The sequence below is a fragment of the Verticiella alkaliphila genome (assembly GCF_018904615.1).
GTDB classification, from domain to species: Bacteria; Pseudomonadota; Gammaproteobacteria; order Burkholderiales; family Burkholderiaceae_B; genus Verticiella; species Verticiella alkaliphila.
Genome location: NZ_JADCNH010000041.1, coordinates 22,593 through 37,043 on the forward strand (window position 1 = coordinate 22,593; position 14,451 = coordinate 37,043).

Genomic DNA, 14,451 nt, shown 5'->3' on the forward strand with positions numbered 1-14,451 from the left:
GACCACCATGCACCCCACCCTGAAGCAATTTGCCCTCACCACGCTCGCCACCCTGGCCTTCGGCTCGCTGGCCCAGGCCGCGAGCTACCCGGACCGCCCCATCACCCTGGTCAACCCGTATGCGGTGGGTGGCCCGGCGGATCAACTCGCGCGCGTGCTGGCCCAAGGCCTGGGCGAGCAGCTGGGCCAGTCCGTCATCGTCGAGAACAAGGCCGGCGGCGGCGCCTCCATTGGTGCGGGCTACGTCGCCAAGGCACCCGCCGACGGCTACACGCTGCTCTTTGGCACGTCGGCTGCGCACGTGACCACGCCGGCGGCCACCCAGGTGCCCTACCAGGGCATCCAGGACTTCGCCTTCATCGGCATCGTGGCCAATGTGCCCAACATCCTCACCGTGCACCCCAGCGTGCAGGCACAAGACCTGCCCGGCTTCATCGCCCTGGCCAAGCAGCAGCCCGGCAAGATCAGCTACGCCTCGGCCGGCCTGGGCAGCTCGCCGCACATCGGCATGGAGATGTTCAAGGCGAAGACCGGGACGGAACTGCAACACATCCCCTACCGGGGCGCCGCACCCGCCGCCACGGACCTGGTGGCTGGTACTGTGCAGGTCGGCATGCTGAACATCTCGGGCGTGCAGGCTTTCGTCAACGACAAGCGGCTGCGCGCGCTCGCCTACGGCGGTCAGGAACGCGCCAAGACCCTCCCGGATGTACCCACCTTCGCCGAAGCTGGCCTGGCGGACTTCGTCACCGGCAGCTGGTACAGCCTGGCCGCCCCGGCCGGCACGCCACAGCCGGTGATCGACCGGCTCGCCCAGGCCCTGGCCACCGTGCAAGGCAGCGAGACGTTCACCAAGGCCGCCGCCCAGCAAAGCGCCGAGATCTACCGCCTGAGCCCGGCCGAGACGCTCACCTTCGTGCAAAAGGACCTGGCCACCACGCAGGACCTCATCAAGACCACCGGCATGAAACTGACGGATTGACCCATGCAAGACGCCCCCACCTTCGAGACCCTGACGCTTGCCATCGAGGCGAACGTCGCCGTGCTGACGCTGAACCGGCCCGACAGCCGCAACGCGCTGAACCTGCAGATGTGCCACGACATCGTCGCGGCCTGCGAGCACCTGACGACGCACCCGGACGCACACGTGCTGCTGGTAGCCGCCGCGGGCAGCGTGTTCTGCGCCGGCGCTGACCTGAAGGAGCGCCAGGGCATGACGACCGCCGATCTCGTCGCGCGCCGCGTGGCGGGCTTCACGGCCTACGCGGCGCTGGAGGCCCTGCCCATGCCGGCGATCGCCGTGGTCCAGGGCGCGGCCTTCGGCTCGGGCGGCGAGATCGCCGCCGCCTGCGACTTCGTGCTCGCCGGTGAGCACGCCGCCTTCAAGTACCCGGAGGTGGGCTGGGGCACCGTGGGAGCCACACAGCGCCTGCCGCGTATCGTTGGCCCGCGCATGGCCAAGGAGTTGCTGTTCACCGGCCGCGTCGTGCAGGCACAGGAGGCCCAGACGCTGGGCCTGGTGAACCACGTCCACCCCGCTGACCGCCTGATGGACGAGGCCCGCGCCATGGCCCAGGCCATCGCCCGCCAGAACCCCGTCACGCTGCGGCTCACCAAGCACAGCGTGGACACGGGGCTGGAGACGACGCGCCAGGGGGCGATGGCAGTGGAAATGCTGGCGATCCAGGAGAACCTGCGCCACAGTGACTGGAAGAAAGCCATCGCGGGCTTCACCGCCGGCAAGGAGGCGGGCAAGCATGGCGACTGACATCCCCCACACCACCCTGCCAGAGGTCCTGTCGCGCACCGTGGCAGCCTTCCCGGCGCAGGAAGCCTACGTCGGCCCGGGCGAGCGCGTCACCTGGGCCGAGCTGGCCGAGCACGCGCGCCGCACGGCGGCCGCCCTGCATGCCGCCGGGGTGCGCAAGGGCGATCACGTGGGCGTCATGCTGGGCAACGGCGCCACCTGGATCGAGACCTTCGTAGGCGCGGCCTGGCTGGGTGCCGTCACCGTGCCCGTGAACACCCGCTTCAAGGCCGACGAACTGCAGTACTGCCTGCGCCAGGCCGACGTGCGTCTGCTCGTCGTGGCCGATCAGTTCCTGGGCATCGACTTCATCGACCTCTTGCGCACGGCGGAACCCGCCATCGACGCCACGCTGCCCGGGCAGGCCCTGCCCAAGCTCGGCCGCGTGGTCGTCGTGGGCACGGGCCCGGTGCCAGCCGGCTGCCAGCCGCATGCCGACTTCCTCGCGGCCGGCCAGCCTGTGCCTGCCGCGCAGGTGGACGCCTGCGCGGCCGCGCTCACCGAAGACGACGTGCTGCTGATCCAGTACACCTCGGGCACGACCTCGTTCCCCAAGGGCGTGATGCTCAGCCACGCCAACATGCTGCGCGACGCCCAGGCGGCTGCGCAGCGCATGGGGGTGCGCCCCGACGACCGCTACTTCAGCATCCGCCCCTTCTTCCACGTGGCGGGTAGCACCCTGTCCATCCTCGTCAGCGTGAGCACGGGCTGCTGCCTGCTCTCGCTGCCGCGCTTTGACGTGGCCGAGAACCTGGCCGTGCTCGAGCGTGAGCGCTGCACGCTGATCTCGGGCAACGACACCATCTTCCTGATGTTGATGGGCCACCCGGATTTCGACCCGGACAAGCTGCACCTGCGTGGCGGATGGGCCGCTGCCGGCCCCGAGGTCATGGAACAGATCTACCGCCGCATGCGCGTGCCGGGCCTGTGCAACGCCTATGGTCAGTCCGAGGCCTCGCCCAACGTGCTGCTCTCCGCGCACGACGACCCGCTGCCCCTACGCATCAGCGGCTTCGGCCACCCCCACCCGGGCACCGAGGTGCGCCTGGCGGATGCAGATACCGACGCGGTCTGCGCGCCTGGGGTGCCCGGCGAGATCCAGGTGCGCGGCTGGAACGTCATGCGCGGCTACTACAACATGCCCGAGGCCACGGCCAAGGCCTTCAGCGCCGATGGCTGGTTGAAGACGGGGGACCTGGGCGAGATGGACGGCGAAGGCCGCGTACGCATGCTGAGCCGCCTGAAGGACCTCTACCGCGTGGGCGGCGAGAACGTCGCCCCGGCCGAGGTGGAGGAAGTGCTGCATGCTCACCCGGCGGTGCGCCAGGCCCAGGTCGTGGGCGTGCCCGATGCGCGCCTGGGCGAGGTGACCGGTGCCTTCGTGCTGCTCAAGGACGGCCACCACACCGACTCGGACGCCCTCATCACCTGGTGTCGCAGCCGCATGGCCAATTTCAAGGTGCCCAAGTATCTGGCCATCATCGACACCTTCGAGCACATCGGCATGACGGGCAGCGCCAAGGTGCAGAAGAACAAGCTGCGCGAGCACGCCAGGCAACTGTGGCTGGGCGAACCGACGGAGACCCCATGACCCCACGAACCGACACGAGCACGCCCTCAGGCAAGGCGCCGGCCCCGGCAGACCATGACGAGCGCGACGTTGTTCTGTGCGAGTGCTTCGCGCGCGACGGCCTGCAGCACGAAACCCTGATGCTGCCCACGGCCCAGAAGACCGCGCTGATCGCCCGGTTCGCCGACCTGGGCTTCACCCGCGTGGAGGCGACCTCGTACTCCAATCCCAAGGTCATCCCGCAATTCGCCGATGCGAGCGACGTGCTGCGCACGCTGCCGCGCCGCCCCGGGGTGTACTACAAGGCCACCTGCGCCAACGTGCGCGCCGTCGAGCGCGCCCTGGCCGATGCGGATGCCGGCTTTGGTGCCAACGAGATCAGCCTGCTGGTGAGCGCCACGGACAGCCACTCCCAGAAGAACCTGGCACGCACGCGCGAGCAGCAATGGGCCAACATCGCCGAGATGGTCGCCGCCGCCGATGGGCGCTTTCGCCTGGTCGGCACGATATCCATGGCCTTTGGCTGCCCCTTCGAGGGCCGGGTCGATCCGGACACCGTGCTGCACGACGTCGAGCGCTTCGCTGCCCTGGGCGTCACCCTGGTGGCGCTGGGCGACACCACCGGCGTGGCCACGCCGCTGACCACGCGCGCGCTCTTTGCCCGCATGCAGCAGGCCGCGCCCGGCGTGCAGGCCATCGCGCACTTTCACGATACGCGCGGCACCGGCATCGCGAACTACGTGGCCGCGCTGGAGGCCGGGGTGCGCTACTTCGACTGCGCCTTTGGCGGCGTGGGTGGCCACCCGGTCAAGGTCAAGTATGGCGGGGGCCACACGGGCAACGTCACCACCGAGGACTTGGTGGACTTGTTCGAGGCCATGGGCGTGCGCACGGGCATCGACCGGTCTGCCCTGCTCGCCACGGCCGAGGCCTGCGAGGCCGCCCTGGGGCGGGAACTGCAGGGCCGGGTCACACGCAGCGGGCTCAACCCCCTGTGCCCCGTCTGACGGCCAGGCGGGCCGGGGCGGGGACTGGGGTGGCCCAGGCGCGCCACTATACTGGTGGACATCCTCCACCATCGTCTGCCCGCCCCATGCGCGAGTCCCGTCCGCCCACGCCCCGGGTCATGAGCGACCTGCTCTCGACCCGCCTGCACGCCCTGGCCAACCTGTCGGCGGCCACCACCAGCCTGCGTGTGGAGCGCAAGTTCGGCCTGACGCTGCTGGAATGGCGCTCGCTGGGCCAACTGGGCGGTTTCGCACCGCTGTCGCTCAAGCAGCTCGCGGCCCGCGCGGGTCTGGACAAGAGCTACGCCAGTCGCACGATCTCGGGCCTGATCGAGCGGGGCCTGGTGGCCAGCGAGCGCAATGGCGCCGATGCCCGGGGCGTGATGCTCAGTCTCACGGACGAGGGCAAGGCGTTGTATGAGGCGGGCTTCAACGATGCGGTCGCGCGCAACGAGCGCTTGCTGGCGCCTCTGCGCGACGAGCAGCGTCTGCAACTGATCGAGATCCTCGGGCTGCTGGGCGTGAGTGCCCGGCACGCGCTGGAGGACGAACGCAAAGCGGCAGCGGGCGAAGCCGTGGATGAGCCCACCCTCCCCGCGAAGGCCGGCGCGAGCGCCCGGCAGCCCGCCGAGGGCAGCGTCGATCTGGTCGAGATGCGCTATCTAGTGGCGCGACTCCAGGAATTGGTCAATCCCGGCTAGGCCAGAGGCCGGCCCATCGTCCCCAACCGCGCGGCAGATCCGCAGCGCGGTGTGGCGGCTGGAATGCCGCTTGCTCGTCGGCAGGCAACGTTCCATGACGCTCACAGGACATCCATGCCCGCTGCCTCAAGACCCGCACACCGCGTGCTCTCCACCTTGGCCGCCACCCTCACCGTCGGCCTGCTGTTCACCGCCTGCTCACGGGCCGATGCGCCGGAAGCCGCACCCGCGCCTGCGCAGCCGACCCCCACGGCGCCTGCAGCGGCACCGCCCGTCACGCCCTCGGCAGGCGCCACCGTCGGCGGCGATGGCTCCGACATCCAGCTCGACCCCCTGAGCGAAGCCGATGTGCGTGATGCCGCCCTTCCCGGCGAACTCGCCTGCAGCTTTGCCACCGACAAGACCGCGCCGCTGCTCCTGGCCTCAGGCAACGTCGGCGGCGATGACCCGGCGCAGGGCATCGTCAAGGTATCCGGCTATGTCGAACGCATCGGCGCGCCCGGCGGCTTCAATGCGATCACCGACGGCGCCACCTTCAACGGCAAAGGCAAGACGATCGAGATCGCCTTGACGGGCGAGGCGACCGGTGGCGGCGAATCGCCGCCGCGGCCGGCCACGCTCACCTACCAACGAGCCGATGGGGCGAGCCGCGCCATCGAGGGCATGTGGCAATGCGGGCCCTGAGCTTCGCATGACCCCGGCGCAGGCCAGCCGCCATGCGGCGGTGGCCCGCGCCATGCAACACCGACCGGCGTCGCGGATCCCTCAGGTCGAGGACCGAGCCGGCAGCAACGTGTCCAGGTACTTTCGGTCACTCGCCCGGCCCTGGATGTCGACCAGAATACCGGAGAGCGCGCCCGCGGCATCATGCAACCAGGCTGCGGCAAAGCCCCCATCGTTGCCCGTGCTGACGACGAACATGGGCAGCCCGGCAGGCGGGACCGACACCCAACGCGCATAGTGCGGGAACGCCTGAATGTAGGGCTGAATCCATTCGAAGCTGTCTCCCCGACCCGCATCGAGCTCCAGATCCGTGAGCTCCGTGAAAGCCTGCCCGGTGGCGACATCGCCCACCGCGAAGCACGCTGCGTCCACACCAAAGTCCAGACGATGCCCCACGGCCACGGGCACCGCGCCATTCGCTTCGAGCCAGAGCAGTCCGTTCACGTCCGTCTTGTAGGGCGAAGGATCCGAGCCGGATGACAGCACCCACACCGCCAGGCTGTCGATCGACACCGCCCCTTGCTGCTCCATGTGGGCATCGCTTCCCCACGTCGGGTCACCGACGAAGATCCGCCGGCTCGGCACGGCAAGATCGCCCGCGCGGCGCCATGTGTAGGGTCGCTCGCACGTCAGGCTCAGCCACTCGCGCGCCGTCGCCGGACCTTGCGCTTTCGCGTCATCCACGCCCAACATTCGCTTCCACCATGTCATGCCGCGCCCCCCTGGTAGCATCCGCCGCTGCCAGCACGGCACAGCGATCGTCCTGTCAAAGCCCCGCCCGTGGCGAATCGACTGCTGCGCGCTGCTAGGCAGCTTGCGGCCGCAACGCCCGGCGAACGGTCACCACCCGTTCTACGCCCACCGCGCGAGCACGCAGTTGCCCACAGCCGCCATCCACGTCCTGACCGGCGCTGTTCCTCACCTTGGTCAGCACGCCTCGGCTGTGCAGATACCGCACGATCTCGCGAATCCGCTCGCCTTCGGGCCGCTGGTAGTCATCACCCTCGAGCGCATTGAACGGGATCACATTGAGCACGCCGTACTTGCCCTTGAGCAGGTGCACGAGCGCCTCGAGCTCGTCGTCGCCATCGTTCACGCCCTTGAGGAGCGTCCACTGATACTGGATCGGGTAACCCATGTCGCGGGCGTACTGCTCGCCCAGCGAGATCAGCTCTTGCGGCGTCATCTTCGGCGCACGTGGCAGCAGGTGCTCGCGCAGCGCCGCCTTCGTGGTGTGCAGCGACAGCGCCAATGCCGGCTTCACGCGCTGGCGCGGCAAGGCCTCGAACACGCGTCGGTCACCCACCGTGGAGAAGACCAGATTCTTGTGGCCGATGCCGCCCTCGGTGCCGAGCAGATCGATGGCCTCGAGCACGTGTTCCAGATTGTGGGCCGGCTCGCCCATGCCCATGAAGACGACTTTCTTCACCGCCCGCTGCCGGCGCGCCAGCACCACCTGCGCCAGGATCTCCACGCTCGTCACCTGCCGGATCAGACCGCTCTTGCCCGTCATGCAGAAGCGACAGCCCACCGCACAGCCCACCTGCGTGGACACGCACAGACCGTCGCGCGGCAGCAGCACGCTCTCCACCATCTGGCCATCAGCCAGCTCGACGAGCAGGCGTGAGCCGTCACTGCCCGTGTGCTCCGATTGGACACGGGCCAACGCGTCGAGCTCCGCCGTCAGCGCAGGCAGCGCCTCGCGCACGGCCAGTGGCAGAAAGTCGTCCGAGTGCCGTCGCCGGGTCCCGGTGTCCAGGGCCTGCCCAGCCAGCCACATGCGCACGATCCGGCCGGTGTGGACGGGCCGGGCGCCGAGCGCGGCAAGACGTTGAGTGAGATCGGAGAAACGCATGGGACCGTGATTCTACGCGGGTGGCACGGCAGCGCGGATGCCGGTAGAGCCCCGGCGCCCGGCAACGCGCCGTTCGATCAGTATGTGTTGATCCAATCCTGCGCGTCCCGGATGAACCACGGCACGTTCAGCTGCTCGCCCTCACCGGACTGGATGCTGAGCCGCTGGCCGCTCCCGTCCGCAGGAATCTCAGCCGCGCGCGCGGGGGTCGGCGGACGGTCCCGGTAGTCGGGGCCCGCCGGCCGGGATGGTGCACCCGCACAAGCAGAGATCGACAGCGCGGCTGCGACGACGAGCGCCACGCGAGGGGCTACGCGAAAGAGGGGCATGATGATTTCGCCGGTTTTACCGACCGTCCCCCACCGGAGGATGACGGCATGTCGCGCACGGGGCGACCGGTATTCACGACAGCTTACCGCGATGGGGTCGGCGCGAAGCAAAGACTGGAGCGGGTGAAGGGAATCGAACCCTCGTATGCAGCTTGGGAAGCTGCCGTTCTACCATTGAACTACACCCGCATCGGCTCCCGGCCTTGCGCCGGGAGGTCGGCCACAATACTGCGCGTCCAGCGCAGTGTCAAGCGGCGCCGGGCCTCGGTCAGAACCAGGTGAGGCCCACAGCGATCATCACGCCCGACACGAAGAGCTGGATCAGGCAAAAGCCCATGATGTCCTTTGCCTTCAAGCCGGCAATGGCCAGCACGGGCAGCGCCCAGAAGGGTTGCAGCATGTTCGTCCAGGCATCGCCCCAGGCCACGCCCATCACTGCGCGCGCGACATCGGTGTTGAGAGCCTCCGCGGCCGCAATGACGATCGGGCCTTGCACCGCCCACTGCCCGCCTCCCGACGGAATGAACATGTTCACCACGCCCGCGCTCAGGAACGTCCAGAACGGCAGCGTCTCGGCCGAGGCGATCGACACGATGGCATTGGAGAACGACGCCACGAGCCCCGAGCTCGTCATGATGGCGGCGATGCCTGCGTAGAACGGGAACTGAATGACGATACCCGCCGCGCCGCGGATGCCCTCGTTCAGGCTGTCCAGGAAGCGGCGCGGGCTGCCGTGCAGCAGGATCGCCAGGAACAGAAAAGAGAAGTTGATGATGTTCAGGTTGAGCGCCCCACCCTGGACGACGTAGTAATCGAACATGTAGGCCAGACCGGCAGCGCCGAGCAGCCAGCCGATGAGCTTGGCATCTTCGAGGCGATCTGCGGGCCGGGTGGCGTCGATCTTCGTGGGCTCCGCCTCCGTCAGCTTCGCCCGGTCAACGTAAATGCTGTCCTTCTCATCCGGCAGCATCAGGCGATTCACGAGCGGCACCACGACGAAGAGCGCGGCCACCAGCAGCAGATTGAAGGTGGAGAAGATGGTGTCGGCCGTGGATACGAGACCAATCTGCGCCTGAGCGAAATGGCCCTCGGTGGCAATCGCCAGGGGCACGGAGCCCGCCAGCCCCCCGTGCCACACGAGAAAGCCCGAATAGGCGCTCGCCACCAGCAGGCGATAGTCCACGCGCACCTGTCTGGCGAGCTCCTTGGCAAACAAGGCGCCAACGACGAGGCCAAAGCCCCAGTTGATCCAGCTCGCCATCAGCGAGACATACGTCACCAGCAGAATGGCGCCACCCGCCGAGCTGACCAGCCCGGCAAGGCGCCGCAACAGGGCTTTGACAGGCGGCGTGCTGGCGAGCATGTAGCCGGTGAGCAGCACCATCACCATCTGTAGCGTGAAGACCATCAGGCCCCAGAATCCTCCACCCCAGGCGCGCAGCACCTCCACAGGCGCCTGCCCTTCGATCAGCATGGCCGCCGCCGCTGCGATGAAGGTCAGCAGGGCGACGAAGATATAAGGGTCGGGCAGGTATCGCTCGACGAGCTTGACCGACTGTCGGGTGACGAACTTGAACATCCGGGGGATCTCCTCTTTGATGGACGGCGGCTTGTGCGGATCACGCAGGGAGCCGGCGCGCGAATTGTAGAGCCGCGCGTGTAAGCAAGAGTTGCGCCCAGGGCAAGTCAGGCGATCTAGTCCGTTTCCAGGCGTGCCAGACGCCCGAGTTGGCCGGTGGCGAGGCTACAATTCGCGCTATGGAAATCCAGATCAATGGCGCCGCGCGGACGGTGCCCGACAACTGCACCGTAGCGCAGCTGATCGACACGCTCGGCTATGCCGGCAAGCGCGTCGCGATCGAGCGCAACGGCGACATCGTGCCGCGCAGCGCACACGCGGAGACGGTCCTCACGGCGGCCGACCAGATCGAGATCGTCGTCGCTGTGGGAGGGGGCTGACATGCGCCTTGCCGACCTGCTCAAACGCACCAAGCCCGAGGGCGAGGCCACCGAGACTGAGACCGATGCCGGGGCGCCGCGCGGGCTGGCCTCGCATATCCGCAGCTTCGTGCGACGCCGCGGCCACATCACCGACGCGCAACTCAACGCGCTGGAAACCTTGCTGCCCAAGGTGCTGCTGCCCTACGCGCCGCAAGTGACGGACTTTTCCCAGGGCTTCGGTCGAGAGGCGCCCCTGGTGCTGGAGATCGGCTTCGGGATGGGCGAGACCACGGCCAAGATCGCCTCGGATCGGCCGCACGACAACTTCCTGGGTGTGGAAGTGTTCCAGGCGGGCGCGGGTGCGCTGGCCAAGCGCATCGACACGCTGGGACTCACCAACGTACGCATCATCCAGCACGATGCGGTCGAAGTGGTGCGGGACATGATTGCGCCGGACTCGCTCGCGGGGGTGCATGTGTACTTCCCCGACCCCTGGCCCAAGAAGCGTCACCACAAGCGCCGTCTCATCCAACCCGCGTTCGTCTCGCTGCTGGCCTCACGCATCGCGCCCGGCGGCTATCTGCACTGCGCCACGGATTGGGAGCACTACGCCGACCAGATGCTGGAAGTCCTGAGCGGTGAGCCCCTGCTCGAGAACACGGCCGGCACCGGCTTTGCCGAACGGCCCGGCTGGCGTCCGCAGACCAAGTTCGAGACGCGCGGTCTGCGCCTGGGGCATGGCGTGTGGGACGTGCTGTTCCGCCGACGCTGAGGTTGACGGGCCGCGACCGCTGCCGTCAGGTGGCGCGGCCAGCGTCTCCTCCAGAATGACGAGAGGGCCTGGCGTGCAACACGCCAGGCCCTCTTGTCATGAGCCGGCACCGCGAGCGCCGTCAGGTCAGGTCTCGACCGAGCCGGCCATGACGGCGATGGCTCAACCGGCTGCCACGCGCCAGTCGAGCGTCTCGCCCGCGGCCAGCGGCACGATCGTGGTGGCACCAAAGGGCAACTCATCCGGCACCACGGTCGGCACGCGTTCCAGCACCAGCGTGCCGGTATTGCGCGGCAGTCCATAGAACTCCGGCCCGAAGCGGCTCGCGAAGTCGTCCAGCGCCTCCAGGCGCCCGGCCTTCTCGAAGGCCATGGCATACAGCGGCATCGCGTGCAGCGCGGTATAGCACCCTGCGCAACCACAGGCATGCTCCTTCAGGCCGCGAGCATGCGGCGCGCTGTCCGTGCCGAGGAAGAAGCGCGGGTTGCCGCTGGTGGCCACCTCGACGAGCGCCTCGCGATGCACTTCGCGCTTGAGGATGGGCAGGCAGTACCAGTGCGGGCGCACGCCGCCGATGAAGAGAGCATTGCGGTTGTACAGCAAGTGCTGCGGCGTGATCGTGGCGGCGACCGGGCCTTCCGCATCGCGCACGTAATGCGCGCCGTCGCGTGTCGTGATGTGCTCGAAGACCACCTTCAACGCCGGGAACGCGCGACGCAGCGGAATCATCACCTGGTCGATGAAGAGCGCCTCACGATCGAACACGTCGGTACTCGGATCCGTGACTTCACCGTGTACGAGCAGCGGCATGTCTTCGCGCTGCAAGGCCTCGAGCACCGGGGCGCAGCGCCCCAGCAGATCCGTCACCCCCGCATCGGAATTGGTGGTGGCGCCTGCCGGATAGAGCTTCACGGCCTTCACCACACCCGACGCCTTGGCACGCCGGATCTCGTCGGCCGGCATGTTGTCCGTCAGGTACAAGGTCATGAGCGGATCGAAGGCCGTCACATCACCACCTGCCTGGCGCAGCGCCGCCAGGATGCGGTCGCGGTAGGCCACAGCGGCGTCGGTGGTCGTCACCGGCGGCTTCAGGTTGGGCATGACGATGGCGCGCGCGAACTGGCGCGCCGAATCGGCTACGACGGCTTCAAGGGCAGCACCATCGCGCAGGTGCAGGTGCCAATCGTCGGGACGGGTGAGGGTGAGGCGTTGGGGCGTGTCGGAGGTCATGACCCCCATTGTACGGCGCGATCCGAACGTTCAGCACCCGCGCGCGTGTCGCCCGTCAGGCCGCCAGCGGCATGCGCTGCTCGGCGAGCGCGCAAAAGAGCGCGGATCCCACCGGCAGGATCGCGTCGTTGAAGTCGTAGCTCGCGTTGTGCAGCACACGCCCTTCCTCGGCCCCGCCCTGCCCCAAGCGGAAGTACGCCCCCGGCTTGTGCTGCAGCATGAAGGAGAAATCCTCCGAGCCCATGGACGGCTGCAGGTCACGCACCACGCGCTCCGGGCCCAGCATCCGGGTGGCCAGATCCGCCAGGAAGTCGGCTTCGTGGGGCGTGTTCAAGGTGGCGGGGTAGATGCGTTCATACGTGACGTCCGCCGTACCCCCGAAGGCCTGGGCCACGGACTGCGCCACCGTGCGCATGCGCGCCTCCACCATCTCCTGCACCGAGCGCCGGAAGCTGCGTACCGTGCCCACCAGCCGGGCCTCGTTCGGGATCACACTCATGGCCCCGGGGTGCCCTGCCTGCATCGACCCCACAGACACCACGGCCGAATCCAGGGGATTCACGTTGCGTGAGACGATGCTCTGCAACGCCGTGATCGTATGGGCCGCCATCAGGACGGGATCACAGGTCTGATAGGGATGTGCACCATGACCGCCGCGGCCATGGATCACGATCTCGAAGCGATCTGCCGCCGCCATCATCGGGCCGGGATTGATGCCCAGGGTGCCCGGCGGCAATGCGGGCCAGTTGTGCATGGCATAGATGGCATCGCACGGGAAAGTATCGAAGAGACCGTCCTCGATCATCGCCTGCGCGCCACCTCGTCCTTCCTCGGCCGGCTGAAAGATCAGGGCAACTGTGCCATCGAAGTTGCGCGTCGCAGCCAGATAGCGTGCGGCACCCAACAGCATGGTCGTATGGCCGTCGTGCCCGCAACCATGCATGAGACCTGGCTTGCGCGAGCAATGTCCGAAGGTGTTGGCCTCGGTCATGGGCAACGCATCCATGTCAGCGCGCAAGCCCACCATGCGGCCGCTGTCGCATTGCCGTCCCCGGATCACGCCAACGAGGCCCGTCTTGCCGATGCCAGCATGGATCTCGATACCCAGTGCGTTGAGCTCGTCGGCAGCGATGCCGGCCGTCCGTACTTCCTCGAAGCCCAGCTCGGGATGCGCGTGCAGATCTCGCCGTATCGCGGTCAGATCGTCATGGAAACGCAGGATGTGTTGAAGCGGCGAACGAACAGCAGCGGCATCCATCGGAGTCCCGGCAGGGCAGTGAGGGAACGCTCATTCTCCGCCCGAGGACCCTGCCTGTCACGTGGCGGCCTTTCTCCTGTCGTCGGAATGCGACTCCCCAGGCGGCACAGGGGAGCGCGCCCGACGAATTTGAAACAACTTAGCGGATTGTGGCGCCCGGTGGACTCCAGTATGCTGCGCGGGTATGGCAACTTCACTAGGAGAAAAACGGATGGCCACCGCCAGCAAGACCGCCGCACGTAAACCAAACGCCGCGTTCATGAAGCCGCTCAAGCCCAGCGCCGAGTTGGCTGCGGTCATCGGGTCGGAGCCGCTTCCCCGCACCGAAGTCACGAAGAAGATCTGGGAATACATCAAGAAGCATGACCTGCAGGATGCGAACAACCGCCGCAACATCAATGCCGACGACAAGCTGAAGAAGCTGTTTGGCAAAGACCAGGTGTCGATGTTCGAACTGACCAAGATCGTCAACGGTCACCTGAGCTGATCAGGCGGATCGTCCGACCCGGCAACGCCACAATGGCAAGCCGCTTGGGCGCTCTCCCCGGCGCCCAATGACAAAACCCCGGCCTTGGCCGGGGTTTTGTCATTTTCGGGGGTTGTGCTCCCCCAAACTCAGAATGCCGTCGGACCCACCGAGCGGCCTTCTGCTAGGCTCAGCCAGCCCTTGATGACGCGATACAGCACCCAGAGCAGAATCAGGAAGTAGCCCAGCCAGCCGATCAGGATGATCAGGAGGACAGTACTCACCACGCCCCACAGCACAGCCCACCAGAACGTGCGCAGCAGCCAGTCAAAGTGAGAGGCGTACACGGTGCCGGCAGCGTCAGCGCGCTTGAGGTAGCACAGCACCACGGAGGCAATGGCACCCAGGCCACCCGTGATGAAGCCCAGGGCAAAGAGCCCGTAGGCAACGTTCAATACCGACCGCAGGCTCAACGTGCCGAACTGCGGACCCGACGGCGGCGGGGTGTACGGCGGGGGAACTTCATTCATGGCAACTCCGCTTCAAATGCTTCGACGATTACGCATCGATCTTACAACGAAGTCACGCCAAAAGCGCCCATGTGCTGCGACGCGTGGTGGGGTGAAGGCGTCACGCGCCCTGCAGGACGGCTGCCATCCTCAAGGACCGTAGTGCCGTGGTTCTTGTTGGTATTGTTGGCACAAACCCGATGGGCCAAAGCACAAAGCCCCGGATCCTTACGGATACGGGGCTTCATGGGAATAAATGCCTGACGATGACCTACTTTCACAG

17 protein-coding genes and 1 tRNA gene are annotated in these 14,451 nt (G+C 67.4%); 9 read left to right on the plus strand and 9 right to left on the minus strand.

The features are described from left to right. Positions 1–7: 7 nt before the first annotated feature. From IMZ29_RS18940 to IMZ29_RS18965, 6 genes are all read left to right on the plus strand, one after another. Positions 8–982 carry a Bug family tripartite tricarboxylate transporter substrate binding protein gene (locus tag IMZ29_RS18940; protein ID WP_216187016.1) on the plus strand — a complete coding sequence of 325 codons (975 nt, stop codon included), beginning with the start codon at positions 8–10 and terminating at the stop codon, positions 980–982. Between the two features lie 3 nt (positions 983–985). Beyond that, on the plus strand, positions 986–1,768 hold the full coding sequence (locus IMZ29_RS18945; protein WP_216187019.1) for an enoyl-CoA hydratase/isomerase family protein: 783 nt from the start codon (positions 986–988) through the stop codon (positions 1,766–1,768). Next, a complete protein-coding gene (locus IMZ29_RS18950; protein WP_216187022.1) occupies positions 1,758–3,398 on the plus strand; it encodes an AMP-binding protein in 1,641 nt (546 codons plus the stop codon). Before IMZ29_RS18945 ends, IMZ29_RS18950 begins: the two co-directional genes overlap by 11 nt. Next, the gene (locus IMZ29_RS18955) at positions 3,395–4,384 is read left to right on the plus strand and encodes a hydroxymethylglutaryl-CoA lyase (RefSeq protein ID WP_216187025.1); all 990 of its coding nucleotides are present in this window, start codon (positions 3,395–3,397) and stop codon (positions 4,382–4,384) included. The genes IMZ29_RS18950 and IMZ29_RS18955 overlap by 4 nt, the downstream gene beginning before the upstream one ends. Before the next feature lie 86 nt (positions 4,385–4,470). Beyond that, on the plus strand, positions 4,471–5,085 hold the full coding sequence (locus IMZ29_RS18960; protein WP_216187027.1) for a MarR family winged helix-turn-helix transcriptional regulator: 615 nt from the start codon (positions 4,471–4,473) through the stop codon (positions 5,083–5,085). A 114-nt stretch (positions 5,086–5,199) separates the two neighbouring features. After that, positions 5,200–5,769, plus strand: coding sequence for a hypothetical protein (locus IMZ29_RS18965; RefSeq protein WP_216187028.1), 570 nt, complete (start codon positions 5,200–5,202; stop codon positions 5,767–5,769). Positions 5,770–5,850: 81 nt separating this feature from the next. On the opposite strand, the gene IMZ29_RS18970 is transcribed toward IMZ29_RS18965, so the two are convergent. The 5 genes from IMZ29_RS18970 to IMZ29_RS18990 all read right to left on the minus strand — a co-directional run bounded on the left by IMZ29_RS18970 (position 5,851) and on the right by IMZ29_RS18990 (position 9,571). After that, complete coding sequence (locus tag IMZ29_RS18970) at positions 5,851–6,492, minus strand: hypothetical protein (RefSeq protein WP_216187030.1); 642 nt, start codon at positions 6,490–6,492, stop codon at positions 5,851–5,853. Positions 6,493–6,613: 121 nt separating this feature from the next. Continuing rightward, positions 6,614–7,663, minus strand: a complete 1,050-nt coding sequence (locus tag IMZ29_RS18975) for an RNA methyltransferase (RefSeq protein ID WP_216187032.1) — start codon at positions 7,661–7,663, stop codon at positions 6,614–6,616. Between the two features lie 77 nt (positions 7,664–7,740). Beyond that, entirely contained in the window at positions 7,741–7,992 is a 252-nt protein-coding gene (locus tag IMZ29_RS18980; RefSeq protein WP_216187034.1) for a hypothetical protein, read from the minus strand. 115 nt (positions 7,993–8,107) lie between these two features. After that, positions 8,108–8,181: transfer RNA gene (locus IMZ29_RS18985), tRNA-Gly, on the minus strand. A gap of 79 nt (positions 8,182–8,260) precedes the next feature. Beyond that, the gene (locus tag IMZ29_RS18990; protein WP_216187035.1) at positions 8,261–9,571 is read right to left on the minus strand and encodes a short-chain fatty acid transporter; all 1,311 of its coding nucleotides are present in this window, start codon (positions 9,569–9,571) and stop codon (positions 8,261–8,263) included. 179 nt (positions 9,572–9,750) lie between these two features. On the opposite strand from IMZ29_RS18990, the gene thiS reads away from it, so the two are divergent. Both thiS and trmB read left to right on the plus strand, forming a co-directional pair. Next, positions 9,751–9,951: a sulfur carrier protein ThiS gene (gene thiS, locus IMZ29_RS18995; protein ID WP_216187037.1), complete on the plus strand. Its 201-nt coding sequence runs from the start codon at positions 9,751–9,753 to the stop codon at positions 9,949–9,951. A gap of 1 nt (position 9,952) precedes the next feature. After that, on the plus strand, positions 9,953–10,705 hold the full coding sequence (gene trmB, locus IMZ29_RS19000) for a tRNA (guanosine(46)-N7)-methyltransferase TrmB (RefSeq protein ID WP_216187039.1): 753 nt from the start codon (positions 9,953–9,955) through the stop codon (positions 10,703–10,705). Between the two features lie 162 nt (positions 10,706–10,867). On the opposite strand, the gene pyrC is transcribed toward trmB, so the two are convergent. Both pyrC and IMZ29_RS19010 read right to left on the minus strand, forming a co-directional pair. Beyond that, on the minus strand, positions 10,868–11,935 hold the full coding sequence (gene pyrC / locus IMZ29_RS19005; protein WP_216187041.1) for a dihydroorotase: 1,068 nt from the start codon (positions 11,933–11,935) through the stop codon (positions 10,868–10,870). A gap of 55 nt (positions 11,936–11,990) precedes the next feature. Next, entirely contained in the window at positions 11,991–13,193 is a 1,203-nt protein-coding gene (locus IMZ29_RS19010) for a M20 aminoacylase family protein (protein WP_216187043.1), read from the minus strand. A 211-nt stretch (positions 13,194–13,404) separates the two neighbouring features. Here IMZ29_RS19010 and IMZ29_RS19015 point away from each other — a divergent pair, with 211 nt between their 5' ends. After that, positions 13,405–13,680: an SWIB/MDM2 domain-containing protein gene (locus tag IMZ29_RS19015; RefSeq protein ID WP_216187045.1), complete on the plus strand. Its 276-nt coding sequence runs from the start codon at positions 13,405–13,407 to the stop codon at positions 13,678–13,680. A gap of 128 nt (positions 13,681–13,808) precedes the next feature. Here IMZ29_RS19015 and IMZ29_RS19020 read toward each other — a convergent pair whose 3' ends face one another. Beyond that, the gene (locus IMZ29_RS19020) at positions 13,809–14,189 is read right to left on the minus strand and encodes a DUF4870 family protein (protein WP_216187047.1); all 381 of its coding nucleotides are present in this window, start codon (positions 14,187–14,189) and stop codon (positions 13,809–13,811) included. A gap of 41 nt (positions 14,190–14,230) precedes the next feature. After that, positions 14,231–14,451: hypothetical protein (locus IMZ29_RS19025; protein ID WP_216187050.1), on the minus strand; the 221-nt coding region annotated here is incomplete at its 5' end.

Coding starts and splice junctions, on each gene's coding strand:
- IMZ29_RS18940 (WP_216187016.1), top strand. CDS start 8: ATGCACCCCACCCTGAAGCAATTTGCCCTCACCACGCTCGCCACCCTG.
- IMZ29_RS18945 (WP_216187019.1), top strand. CDS start 986: ATGCAAGACGCCCCCACCTTCGAGACCCTGACGCTTGCCATCGAGGCG.
- IMZ29_RS18950 (WP_216187022.1), top strand. CDS start 1,758: ATGGCGACTGACATCCCCCACACCACCCTGCCAGAGGTCCTGTCGCGC.
- IMZ29_RS18955 (WP_216187025.1), top strand. CDS start 3,395: ATGACCCCACGAACCGACACGAGCACGCCCTCAGGCAAGGCGCCGGCC.
- IMZ29_RS18960 (WP_216187027.1), top strand. CDS start 4,471: ATGCGCGAGTCCCGTCCGCCCACGCCCCGGGTCATGAGCGACCTGCTC.
- IMZ29_RS18965 (WP_216187028.1), top strand. CDS start 5,200: ATGCCCGCTGCCTCAAGACCCGCACACCGCGTGCTCTCCACCTTGGCC.
- IMZ29_RS18975 (WP_216187032.1), bottom strand. CDS start 7,663: ATGCGTTTCTCCGATCTCACTCAACGTCTTGCCGCGCTCGGCGCCCGG.
- IMZ29_RS18980 (WP_216187034.1), bottom strand. CDS start 7,992: ATGCCCCTCTTTCGCGTAGCCCCTCGCGTGGCGCTCGTCGTCGCAGCC.
- IMZ29_RS18990 (WP_216187035.1), bottom strand. CDS start 9,571: ATGTTCAAGTTCGTCACCCGACAGTCGGTCAAGCTCGTCGAGCGATAC.
- thiS (WP_216187037.1), top strand. CDS start 9,751: ATGGAAATCCAGATCAATGGCGCCGCGCGGACGGTGCCCGACAACTGC.
- trmB (WP_216187039.1), top strand. CDS start 9,953: ATGCGCCTTGCCGACCTGCTCAAACGCACCAAGCCCGAGGGCGAGGCC.
- pyrC (WP_216187041.1), bottom strand. CDS start 11,935: ATGACCTCCGACACGCCCCAACGCCTCACCCTCACCCGTCCCGACGAT.
- IMZ29_RS19010 (WP_216187043.1), bottom strand. CDS start 13,193: ATGGATGCCGCTGCTGTTCGTTCGCCGCTTCAACACATCCTGCGTTTC.
- IMZ29_RS19015 (WP_216187045.1), top strand. CDS start 13,405: ATGGCCACCGCCAGCAAGACCGCCGCACGTAAACCAAACGCCGCGTTC.
- IMZ29_RS19020 (WP_216187047.1), bottom strand. CDS start 14,189: ATGAATGAAGTTCCCCCGCCGTACACCCCGCCGCCGTCGGGTCCGCAG.